The organism is Actinacidiphila sp. bgisy167 (assembly GCF_057707665.1).
Window position 1 is genome coordinate 1 of sequence record NZ_JBYIQP010000036.1, and the last position, 12,318, is coordinate 12,318.

The 12,318-nt window shown below is 69.1% G+C and carries 5 protein-coding genes; 1 reads left to right on the forward strand and 4 read right to left on the reverse strand.

Features of this window, described 5'->3' with window-relative positions; all coding sequences use genetic code 11:
* The 4 genes from AC3ET4_RS16100 to AC3ET4_RS16115 all read right to left on the reverse strand — a co-directional run.
* On the reverse strand, positions 1-6,391 hold a 6,391-nt coding region (locus AC3ET4_RS16100; RefSeq protein WP_431949787.1), incomplete at its 3' end, for a hypothetical protein.
* A 102-nt stretch (positions 6,392-6,493) separates the two neighbouring features.
* Positions 6,494-10,555, reverse strand: a complete 4,062-nt coding sequence (gene eccCa, locus AC3ET4_RS16105; RefSeq protein ID WP_431949789.1) for a type VII secretion protein EccCa — start codon at positions 10,553-10,555, stop codon at positions 6,494-6,496.
* Positions 10,556-11,026 carry a WXG100 family type VII secretion target gene (locus AC3ET4_RS16110; protein ID WP_431949791.1) on the reverse strand — a complete coding sequence of 157 codons (471 nt, stop codon included), beginning with the start codon at positions 11,024-11,026 and terminating at the stop codon, positions 10,556-10,558.
* Position 11,027: 1 nt separating this feature from the next.
* Entirely contained in the window at positions 11,028-11,318 is a 291-nt protein-coding gene (locus AC3ET4_RS16115) for a WXG100 family type VII secretion target (protein WP_431949793.1), read from the reverse strand.
* Positions 11,319-11,659: 341 nt separating this feature from the next.
* On the opposite strand from AC3ET4_RS16115, the gene AC3ET4_RS16120 reads away from it, so the two are divergent.
* Positions 11,660-12,316 carry a hypothetical protein gene (locus AC3ET4_RS16120; protein WP_431949795.1) on the forward strand — a complete coding sequence of 219 codons (657 nt, stop codon included), beginning with the start codon at positions 11,660-11,662 and terminating at the stop codon, positions 12,314-12,316.
* The last annotated feature ends 2 nt before the right edge of the window (positions 12,317-12,318 follow it).

The following is a 12,318-nucleotide window of genomic DNA, read 5'->3' on the forward strand; positions in this document are numbered from 1 at the left end:
CGGCCTGCGCCCGAGGATCACTCCTGGTGTGCGCGGCCCCAAGTTCATCGGTGAGCTCCCGATCAGCCACGACCACAGCTTCCCGGGTCACCCAACCGTGCTCGACGCCCTCCCGCTCCAGCTCCCTGCTCACCCCGTCGAACAGAACGTCCTCACGAGAACGCACCCCACCCGGGGCCGGCGCGGCAGCCGGGTCGATCACGTCGCGACGCGCGTCGGCCTGCCCCATGAACTCGCTGAAGCCGTCATACATGGCGTCATCGGCACGGGTCGCTTCGATACTGAGGACCGTCTCGATCTCGGCACGGGTCAGACCGCGCAGCGCGCCCTCGGTTCCGCCTGCCTCGTCGACGGCATCGGTGAACGCCTGATCCCTCGCGAGACCCTCCTCGGGCATCAGGACTCGGCCCGAACTGGCCGAACCCTGGACGAACTCGGGGCGCTCCACGCTGCCCGTACGTTCCCGATCCTTGCCCTTGAGTGCCCTGTTGCTCTTCTTGTTCTCGATCAGCCGCCCGGCGCTCGATCCGGCCAGGGCCTCACCGTGCAGCGCATGCAGAGTGGGATCCACTCGGACGAGGAACTCGGCGATGCCCTGAACCTGCGAGTCCGGGTGCAGGTCACTGAAGTCGTCACCGAAGTGGTCCGTCAGGTCGGCTTCGGCCTCGATGACCTCCTGGTCCGTGAACTCCACCCCGGTCAACGGGCGCAGCATGTCGTTGACTTCGCGGGTCCGCTGCATCTGCTCCGTCACGCGCCGCGTGGCGGCGTCGACGCGCGTGCCGGCGGTGAGGTGCCGGTCTTCGTCGCCGAAGCGGCCCCTGAGGCCGTCAAGGAGGCCCTCCATCAGTTGTCGGCCCGAGGTACGGATTGCAAAGCGCCCGGTGTACTGGTCCCTGACCAGCCGTATCAGGGCGTTGCGACCTTCAGGGACGAAGAGCGTCGAGACAGTCGCCGACGTGTCCCCGGTCACCTGGGAGACCAGAGCGTTCAGGCTCTTTATGTCCTGGCTGAGGGCCTCGTCGACTCGCGCCCGCAAGGGCCTGGAGGCCTCGGGATCGACATGCACCGAAGTCGGCAGTTCGACCATCACCTGGACGTGGAGAGCCTTGCCGTCGCTGCCCGCGGCGCTGTCGATCAGGAAGGGGTGGTGGAGGAAGGGTCGTAGCGTCAGCTGCTCGAAGAGCTCCCACGAAACATGCCTGGTCCGACCACCGGAATGCGCCATGCTGTCGTGGACCTCGGGATCCCGGGCCCGCAATGCCTCACGCGCGGAATCACCCAGCGGTACCTCTCTCAGGAGCCCCAGATGCACACCCAACTGCTGCGCGAGTTCGTGACCCTCCGCATCCCGCCACCACGTGTACGTGCCCATCGGCACGTCGCCATCGCCCAAAGCCACCGTCAGATGGGCATCCCCACCCGTCTCGACCCGCTCCACCGTCACCTGCAACCAGTCCCGGTGGTAGCGCTTCCAGCCGTTCAACTCGCGAACGACACCCTCCCGAAGCGACTCCAACACGCCGTCGGCCTCCTCCGGCGACCTCGCACCGTCGAACGCCACCCGCACATGCAGCTCGGTCTTGGCAGCCCCGCCGACATCGAAACGCCGCACATCGAACCGCTCACCCGGCACGAACGCCGGACGTGAGTCGGCAACCACCGGCGCCACGACATGCTCCTGCGCAAGCACGCCCTCGGCAGGTTCCGGCTCCGGGGTACGGCTCGGAACGGTGCTCTCGTCGGCTGTATCGAACCGCTCACCCCGCACGAACGCCGGACGCGAGTCGGCAACCACCGGCGCCACGACATGCTCCTGCGCAAGCACGCCCTCGGCAGGTTCCGGCTCCGGGGTACGGCTCGGAACGGTGCTCTCGTCGGCTCTGACGACCGGGGGAAGATCCTTCGAGCCGGTCGACCCATGCTCGACCGGCCGGCCGGCTCCACCGGACTCGACCGCATCATCCACCACGGATTCGACATCCGCCACCCTCGACGGCACATCGGAGGGGGCGACCACGGGCGCCGGCTCCGTCTCCCGCACCGAACGCGTCCCACCGGACTCGACCGCATCGTCCAGCCCGAGGTCGGCACGCGTCGTCTTCGACGGCACCGGCTCGGTCAGGGCGAGGTCGGCCTTCCCGCCTGCGGGCTCGGCGGTTCGCCAGTCGCGGAAGGCCGGGTAGGGGTCGACGATGTCGGGATAGTAGCCGCCGTCGCGCAGATCGCCGAGGTGGGACTGGAAGGCGTCCTCGTGACGCGACTCGTGCGACAGCCAAGCGTCGCTCTTGTGCCCCGTGGGGGCGAACATCTCGTCGTACTTGACGACGCGGTCCGTGCGGAAGTCGTCGCCCAGCCTGCTGATGACGTCCTCGTGCAGTTGGAAGGACTCGGTGCTGAGCGGGTGGCCCAGGATCTCGTGGAACGCGTGCGCGGACTCACCGACCACGAACTGCAGGTCGCCCTCGTGACGGATCCGGTCGGGCAGCGTCGAACGCAGGTCGTCGCGTACATCGATCCACTGCGGAGCGGAGTCACCGGTCTTCGGGCTGTCGAACCAGCGGCGGGCCGTGGTGCGGACGGTGTCGAGGTACTCGCCGATGACGCGCTGCCGCCCGTTCTCGCCGAAGTGGGCGAGGAAGTGCTCGCCGAGGTCCGCGAAGCGGTCCTGGGCGTGCAGCGACTCCTTCGTCAGCTGGTCCCGGACGAAGCCCTCCCTCTCGAAGCGGCCGCCAATCCCGTCGATCGCACGGGCGACGATCTCGTTCCACTGCGCACGGGCCTTGTCGCCCTCGGGGAGCGTGTGAGCGTCGTTCGCCGCGTCGATGAGCAGTTGCTCGTCGGCGTCTTCGTGCCGGAAGACGACGTCGTACTGGGTGCGCAGATCTCGCTGGAAGTCCAGCCGCACCTGCTGCACGAAGTCGTCCTGCGGCTCCCCCCACATATCGGCGATGTCGTCGAACTTCTCCCCGGTCGCCACCCGGATGTCGTGCTCCCGGGTCGCGATCTTCCCGAGGTCGTCGAACACCCCGTCCAGGAGCCTTTCGATCTGCCGTCCCGTGTGCGCGGGCAGCCGGCCGCTTGTGTCGCCGTCGCGGGCGAACCCCCCGAGGATCTTGGTCAGCTGGTCGTGCTTGCCGATGTAGTACTGCTCGAGCACGTTGTAGTCATGCGTCTTGTCGCGGAAGTGGTCGCGAGGGCCGTCGTCGGATTTGTACTCGACGAATACGTCCTCCTCGGTACCGCCGACGTTCAACTTTTTCACGTCGGGACCCTGAGGAGTGTCGTCGATCCCGTAGGCCTTGGTGTCGTCCTTGACGTACGTCTGCAGGTCGTGGTCGAAGACGTACTTTGAGGTAAGACCGTCGAACTGCGGCAGATCGCCGCCCTCACCGAACCGGTTCGCCTTGTAGGCGCTCACCTGCTCCTTGAAGCGGGCGGTGAACCTCTCGATCTGGTCCGCCCGGACGAGGTACTTGTGCGCGTTGCTCTTGGCGCGGTCGACGATGCGCGTGAAGGCGTCGGAGGAAATGTGGCCCGTCCGTTCGACCTCCAACCGGAACTCACGAGTGATGTCCTTGCGCCACTGCGACTTGGCGATCCGCGCCTCGCGCCCGTCCGGCGACAAGGCCTCGCGCCGCCCGTCCGGTGACAGATGAGTACTGCCGAACAGGTTGTTCTCGACGAACGTGTCATAGCCCCTGTCCCAGGCCGTGTCGAGGTCCTGCCGGTGGAGCTCCAGGCGTGCCTCCGCATCGACGACCGCCTGGGTCTTCGCGTCGTGCTCCTGCTTGAAGGCGTTCCACTCCACAGCCCCGCCGGCGCCCTCTGGGGTAGGGGTATGTCCCGGCTGGTGGTCGGGGGTGCCGTTTCCGGCACTCGCAGCGTCGTCGCCGGCCAGGACGGCGTTGGCGTCATGACCGGGGCGGTCGCCGGGTCCGTGAGCGGTCTCGACGACTCCCGGCTGGTGGTCGGGGGTGCCGTTTCCGGCACTCGCAGCGTCGTCGCCGGCCAGGACGGCGTTGGCGTCGTGACCGGGGCGGTCGCCGGGTCCGTGAGCGGTCTCGACGGCGCGGCCGCCGTTGTGGGCGCCGGCGTCGGCACTGCTGCCGGAGCCGATGTCGTGCTGTTTGGTCACAGTCACCAGGGACGCATCCGAGGCGAGGGAGTGCGCGGCCAGGACTCCACCCCCGACCTCGTCGACGTGCACAGGCATCGCCATGTGCGCGGACGTGTCCGGCGGCCCGAGACGCGTCCCGGGACCCTCCACCGCGCCCGCGCGACTCGGGGAGGCCGACACGGTCCCCGTGTCCTGAGGCGCGTGCTGCCCTGAGGACTTACCGACACCTGTCGCCTCAACCGGGCGCCCCGCTCCCGGCAGCCGACCCCTGGGACGTTCCAGTAGATGCGCGGCGATCTCACGGGCCTGCGCCCGAGGATCACTCCGGGTGTGCGCGGGCCCAAAGGAATCGGTGAGCTGCCGATCAGCCATGACCACAGCTTCCCGGGTCACCGAACCACGCTCGACGCCCTGCTGCTGCAACTCCCTGACGACGTCATCGAACAGAGCGTCCTCACGAGAACGCGCGCCACCCGGGGCCTGCCCAGCAGCCGGGTCCGTCGCGTTGCGACGTGCGTCGGTGTGACCCATGGCTCGGGTCCCCTCGACCGGGTTGGCCGAGTCCTGGTGCGACACCTCGGGTTTCCGTCCCACCGCGCCGTTGCGCCCAGCGGTTACCGAGACCGAGCCGGCGTCATGGGCCGCTGCGCCCGGGCCACCGCCGGCAAGGTGCGCATTCGCGTTGACGTCGGCATGCAGCAGAGCGGAGCTCCCCACGCCGGGCGCGTCAAGGTGCGCCGGGAGGGCCAGGGGCTCCTCGACCAGTCCAGCCCAGCCCGACTCCCCTTCCTGTACCCAGTGTGTCCCGTTCTCGTCAATCCGGTGCTTCGTGCCCCCCGGCGTCATGTATTCCCGCGCACCACCGGTGTGCGGCGCCGTCGCCGGGGGCGCGACAACCCTTTCCCCCGGGGCGCCGTGCGGCACTGCGCTGGTCGGCGGGAGGACGTCCTGAACTCCTGGATCGGTCCTGACGATCTTGCCCCCGGCCGCCGGGGTCAGGTCCGGACCCAAGGGTTTCACCGTCACGCTGCCGGAACCGTCTCCGGCGCTGCGCGGCGGCCCGTCGAGGTTCGCGTGAGGTACCGTCACCGGGGCGGTACCGTCCTTGACGAGGTTCCGCGGCGGCCCCTCGCCCCCGACGGTGGGCTGCCTTACGCGTGCCTGGTTCGGGAGGCCGTCCGTGCCCCGCACATCACCGGGCGCCGTCCTCCCCGGCACCGCCCCGCCGGGCGCCTCGTTCGGGACACCTTCCGTGCCCCGCACACCACCGGGCGCCGTCCTCCCCGGCACCGCCCCGCCGGGCGTCTGGTTCGGGAGCCCCTGCGTGTCCCGCACACCACCGGGAGCCGGCACGTCGACGCTCCCCTTGCCGATGCTGGTCACCGGTGCGCCGGCCGTCTCGTTGATCCTGCCTGCGTTCAGCGGCGGCACGGCATTGTGCTCGATCACCGAGTTGACGGGGAACGGCGCGAGATGTGTGACGTCCGGGATCTCGACGCGGCCGGCACCGCCCAGGTTCAGGCTGGCGAGATCGGGTGTATTGACCTTCGGGGGCGTGAACACATACCTGTCCACGACACCCGCGATGGCGTTGTCGAGGGACTTACCGTTCATGAGGTGCGTCTCGACACCGCCCATCCAGCCTCCGGCCCAGACGCTGAGGCCCATGTTGAGGCCCTCGCTCTTCCAGTCCACGACGAAGGGCACTTTGGCGACGGCCGACGCCGCCGCCCCTGAAGCCACGTCGGTGCCGAGCGTCAATGCCGCATTGACCGCCGCGTCCCAGGCGAAGGCGCCTATCCGCCCGACCACGTTGGCCGCACGGGCGGCCACGCCGATCAAGGACGCAATGGCCTCGACGATCCGGCCGACAGTGGCAGTGATAGCGCCCAGGATCCCGCCGATGCCGAACGCCGCGATTCCCAGGACCGTACCGAAGATGACGGCGAGGGCTTCCACCAGGTGCGCCCTGTTGATCTGGTCGATCGTCTTCTGCAGTTCGTCCGCGTAGGCGAGGATCGCCTGCCCGAGCTGGTCGGCCACCCAGGCCGCCTCGAAGATCGAGTTGTAGACGTTGAACGGTGCCGAGGCGCCCGCGCCTTCCGAGTCCCAGACGACCTGCACGTTACGGCCGGTTTTGCCGGTCCAGGCCGTCGACAGGGACGAGACGCTGCCGTTCATCGAATCGAGGTACTCGTAGATCCTGCGGGAGTACTCGACCCACTGGTTGCCGAGGTCGCGGATGGGGCCAACGTCGAACTCTGCTGCCATGGCGGGTAGTCCTCACAGGCAGGCGGCCCCGGTGGGGGCCGCCCGGTCAACGGTTTCCGGTGGTGTTGTCTGACGGGGTGCGGGGTGGAGCCGGGTGAACGGTCAGGCTTCGGCCGTGTCGTACACCGTCTGGACGAGCGAGGGTGCGTGGCGGCGGGAGACGAGGATGCCGCGACCCGGGGGCAGGCGCCGCGCCCGCTGGTCCCCGAGGACGGTTCCCTCGCGGGGGTCGCCGGACATGATCAGGCCGCCCGACCCGAGGTCGCGTATCCGGCCGGTGACCGGGTCCGAGAGGGAACGGCCCGCTCCGCCGTTCCGTCGGGCGATCACCACGTGGAAGCCGATCTCGGCGGCCTGTGTGAGGTAGTCGCCGACCGCGGCCAGCGGTCCGCGGCCGGTCGTCCCGCCCGTCGCCACCAGGTCGTAGTCGTCCACGACCAGGTAGAGCTCGGGCCCCTCCCACCAGCCGCGTTCCTTCAGTTCCCGCGGGGTGATACCCGGGGGAGGCATGCGCTCCTTGAGCTTCTCCACCACTTGTCCGATGTACGCGGTGGCGGTGTCGGCGTCCCCGGCGCTAGCCCCGACATAGTCGTCGGGCACGGCCCCCATCAGTCCGCGCCGGTAGTCGACCACGATGAAGCGCACGTCCCAGGCCGAACGGCGCTTGGTCATGGCCCGCATCCACGAGCGGAGGAAGGAGGTCTTGCCCGAGCCCGACTCGCCGTACACGAGGAAGTGCGGCCCGTCCGCCTCCAGGTCGAGAAGCGCCGGCTGCAGGTCGAAGTCACGGATCCCGATCGGCACGGCACCCGCGGGCAGCGCCTCGGTACCGCCGGGCATGGCCTCGGTGGCCTGCTCGAGCTCCTCGGGTGCGATGACTTCGGACAGAACGCGCAACTGCGGAGCGGGAGCGCCCTTCCAGGCCGCGACCAGCTCGTCGACCACGGACTCCTGGGCCTTGGCCAGGTTGTCGGTGGACGCTGTTCCGTCCAGCCGGGGCAGTGCCGCGTGGAAGACGTGGCCGGGCTGCACCAGGCCGCGGCCGGGCATGAACGCGCGCATGCTCTTGGCCAGCGGACGTGAGATCTCGGACTCGGTGGGATCGGCGAGACGAAGTTCCATGCGGCCGGTGATGGTGTCGCGCAGATTGGCCCGCAACTCGGCCCAGCGGTTGGCGGAGAGCACCAGGTGGACGCCCACGCCCAGGCCGCGCACCGCGACATCGGGGACGATCTCGTCGGCCTCCTCCACGGCCGCGCGAAGGCCCGCCCAGTTGTCGATGACGAGCACGACGTCGGCGGCGTTGACGCCGTCGGGCAGGGCCTTCTCGTCACGGAGCCTGCGGAAGTCCACCGCGGAGTCGATCCGCAGCTCCTGGAACAGTTTCTCCCGCTCGTTCAGCAACTGCCGGACCACGGACAGGGCACGCCGGGTGCGCGGCTCGTCGTGGCGGGTCGTGATGCCGGACACATGGGGTGCCCGCTCCAACCCCATAAGGCTGCCGCCACCGAAGTCGATCCCGAGGAACTGCAGTTCGTCGGGGGTGTGGGTGAGCATCGCGCTCATCATGAGGGTACGCAGCAGCGTGCTCTTGCCGGACTGGGGCCCGCCGACCACGATCATGTTTCCCTGCTGCCCGGACAGGTCCAGCGTCATGGCGCGCTGCTCCTGGCGGCTGGGCAGGTCCACCACACCGACGGGGAAGGAGAGCCCGCCGCCCTGCGGCGCCAGCGCGGAGTGGAAGCCGCGCTCGTCGTTGCCGGCCACCGGCCCGAGCATCGAGTCGAGTTCGACCGCTGGCGGCAGTGGCGGCAGCCACACCTGGTGCACAGGATTGCCGTGCGCCTTCACCTGTGCCACGGCCACCTGCATATCGGTGCGCTGCCCCGGACGCGGCCGGGAAAGCGTCACCGACGGCTCGGTCTCGTCGGTCTCCTCGGTGACGGCGTCCTCCGCGGTGCGCAGGCCGAACGGCACGGGTTCGGGGGCGGGGCCGGCGACCGGTCTGCGCTCGTGCTCCTCTTCGTACGCGCCGCTGACATGGGCGACGCGGAAGCGCTCGTACACGGACTCGTCGACCTTCAGGTACGCGGAGCCGGGGATCGAGGGCAGCCGGTAGGCGTCCGGCGTCCCGATCACCGCGCGGCTCTCCTGGGCACTGAAGGTGCGCAAGCAGATCCGGTACGACAGGTGGGACTCCAGGCCACGCAGGCGCCCCTCGTCCAGCCGCTGGGTGGCCAGCAGCAGATGCATACCGAGGCTTCGGCCGACCCGGCCTATCTGGACGAAGAGCTCGGTGAAGTCAGGACGCTGTGCGAGAAGTTCGCCGAACTCGTCGACGACGATCATCAGGTACGGCATCGGCTCCAGGGGCCTGCCGTCCACGTCGGTGCCGCCACTCGCCTGCAGGATCTGGTACTCGCGGACCGAGTCCACGTTTCCGGCCCTGCGCAGCATCTGCTGCCGGCGCTGCTGCTCGCCCTGCAGTGCCGTGCGGACCCGGTCCACCAGCGCCAGGTCGTCCGCCAGGTTGGTGATCAGGCCCGCGACGTGGGGCAGCTCCGTGACGCCGGCGAAGGTGGCGCCGCCCTTGAAGTCGATCAGTACAAAGCTCAGGTGCTCCGGCGCATGGGTCATGGTCAGACCCGTCACGAGGGTGCGCAGCAGCTCGCTCTTGCCGGAACCGGTCGCGCCGACCACCAGCCCGTGCGGGCCTATGCCCCCCAGGGCGGACTCCTTGAGGTCCAGCACCAGCGGGGCTCCGTCGCCGGTGAAACCGATGGGCAGCCGCAGCAGCGCCTCGTCGTCGGGCTCCCGCCACAGCGCGGTGGGGTCGAACCTGCCGAGGTCGGTGACGCCGAGCATCTCGGGCAGGGCGACGGCGCGGGCGAGGACCTGCTCCTGCTCACCGGACAGCTTCAGCGGCGAGAGCGCCCTTGCCGTCTGCTCGGCGAGTTCCGGCGGGCACACGTCGGCGACCGCGTCCTCGACCGCCTGGACCAGGGCGGGGTAGCGGGTCTCCAGGGTGAGGTTGCCCTCTGCGTCCACCCGGGCGCGGGCGTCGACCCGACTGGGTTCCTCGCTCTCCTTGGTGACCACACAGACCACGTGCAGGCCGCTTTCCCCACCGGCTTCGGCCAGCAGGTCCGCCACCAGCGGCAGGCGTGCCCACTCCGCCCCCGGCCGGAAGCCGTCCAGCACCACCACGAGGTGGCGGGAGGCCCTGTTCTCGCGTCGCAGACCGAGGGCTCCGGCGCGTTCCGCCCTTTCCTCGCGGACCCGCTCCACATGCGACTGGAGCAGGTCGGCGAGGCCGTCCATGCTCTCCGCCACCATGGGGATACGGTCGGCCCGACCCGGCTGGCGGGTGTGCGGCAGCCATTTGACCCAGGACCAGGAGTGATCCCGGCCCTCGGTGAGTGCGGCGATCTGGACGTCGTCGGGCGCGTGCAGCACGGCGAGCTGCATCAGCAGGGATCCGGTGAGCTCGGCCGTGACCTCCTGCGGGCCGAGCAGGGTGAGGACGCCGGTATTGGCCAGGTCGACCCATGCCGGCTGGAGGCTGACGGCTGCGAAGTCTCCCGCCAGCCTCTCGGCCCGGCGGTGGGACTCGGGGTCGTGCTCGGTGGTGGGGTCGCCGTGCTTGCTCAGGGTGATGCGCAGGGCGGGTGCCCCGTTCCCCAGGCCGAGACGGACCTTCATGAAGTCCGGGTCGGTCGGGCGGCGTTCCCAGATCCGGCGCGGACCGGCGGTGGCGATCGCCCACAGCCGCCGGGGGCTGGGGTGGACGAAGGCGCTGACGGCGCGCTGCGTTGCCGCCGACTCGCGGGCCTGACGGCGGATGTCGGCGAGGTACTCGACGTACCGGTCGCGCTGACGGTACTGGGTGCGCCGGTTCGCGTTCCTGGACTGGGACCGGACCAGCACCATGACGCCGATGGACACGACGACGAAGCTGATGCCGAGGATGGTCATCCACGGTCTGCCGAAGGTGACCATGTACGCAGCCATGCTGACGCTGCTGAGCAGCGGCAGCAGCATGTACAACCAGGTCTGGGCCTGGTTCTGCTGGGCTTTCTGCGGCGGGGCCGCCAGTGAGATCTGCTGCTCCGGGACCGACGGGGGGAATGTCCTCGCCGGGCGGTGGAAATCCGTCCTGGTCATTTAGGCGTTCGACCTGTTCGGGTAGTCGGTGGTGATGGGGTAGTCGGGGCCGGTGTGGTCCCTTGGGAAGTTGGCGTCGTTGCTGCCGTCCATCCCGTCTCCGCCGCCACCGCCACCGCTCGCCATGCCGAGCTGGAAGTCGTTGAACGCCTGCCACAACGTATGTTCCACGTGGCTGAATCCGACGGCCGTTCCCATGACTCCCCCGGCGAGGGCGGGCAGCGCGCCCGGGGCGCCGTCCTTCTCCCCGAACATGTTCGTCATCACATTGGTCCAGCGGTTGGCGAAGTCCTGCGCCTCGTCGGCGCTCGGGGACACCCAGCCGAGCTTCAGACTGGCGACGGTGTTGTTGATCCGGCTGATCGAGTCGGCCATCTCCTTGGCAAGCGAAACCAGCGATCTGCCCTCTTCGCCGAGCGGCGCGGGATCGATCTTTATGGTACTGGCGTCGTAGTCAGCGCTGTCGGCCATGTCAGCCTCCCAAGTTATTGGTGTTGGCGCGCTCAGCGGCCACGTAGTTGTCGTATGCCGTCTGCAGACGCCCGACCATCTCGTTCAGCAGATCCTCCAGTGCACGGGAGGACGTCGTAAACCACGAGGCGGTGGTCTCGAACGTCGACGCCGCCGGGCTCTGCCAAAAGCTCTGTGCGGCGTCGAAATGACTCTGGATGCGGCCGATCAGACCGGAGACGGTCCCGCTTTCCGATCTGACGATTCCGATCGCAGCGTGCAAGTCCTGCAGTGCGACCTGGAACTCGCCCAATGACATCCGCCCCGGGCTTCCACCCCCTGCACTTTCGCGACCGCCGGCTCCACCGGACCCGGTTGTCGCATCCGCCGGGGGCGCATGGTCCGCGTCACGGCGCACCGACGGGGCATTCGCCAATCGCTCCAGTCCCTCTCGGAGCTCACCCGGCGACGTTTCCGGCATGGCCACGTTCCTTTCATGCCCGCGCCGCGGGCCAGAGATTTCCGCAGGTTTACCAGAGCCCGGAACGGGGCTGTCGGAACCGGACCCCGGTATGTCAAACTGGTATTAGTCGGCGACTGCCGGCTTGAATTTTCCACCGGCCTCGCTGCCGGGTTCCCGCACCGGAGAAGAGAATGCCCACCCCCGCCCCGAACAAGAGCCCTCTCCATTTGTCGGACGACGACGCGGACGACGACGGCATCGTCGACGATCCGGACGCCGGCAAAGACCTCACGTCTCAGGTCCCCCTCGTTCAGGTGGGCTGGAACCAGGACAACCTGCCCAGCTTCAACACCGACCACGGCGGCAACTCCAGCGGCGACGCGCCGACTGACGTGCTGCACGGCAGCGAGCCGATCCTGTTCGATGGGGGTGCCGTGCGAGCCGCCGAGAAGAACCTGCTCTCCCAGGCGGCCGGCGGCGTCGAGCAGTACGAGCAGCTGCGCACCAAGGTGCAAGCCGCGGTGCACAGCAACTTCTGGGGTCCGCCCCAGCCGGACCAGCCGATCGCCGCCTACCAGAACGGCGGCTCGGCTCCGAACCCCGGAGGAGGAGGCACGGGCCAGTCCATCGACGACCAGAACAAGGCCGACCAGCGCGTTCTCGCCGACATCGGCGAGGAGTTCGCCCAGCACATCAACCCGACGATGCAGAAGGCTCTGATGATGCAGGCCAGCGCGTTCCAGCTGCTCGGCAGTTACATCGCCATGATCAACGCCTCGGGTCAGGCCTACGCCCACACCGACCGGGCCGCCCGATTCCCCGAACCTCCGGGGTCCGTCACCAGCTGAGA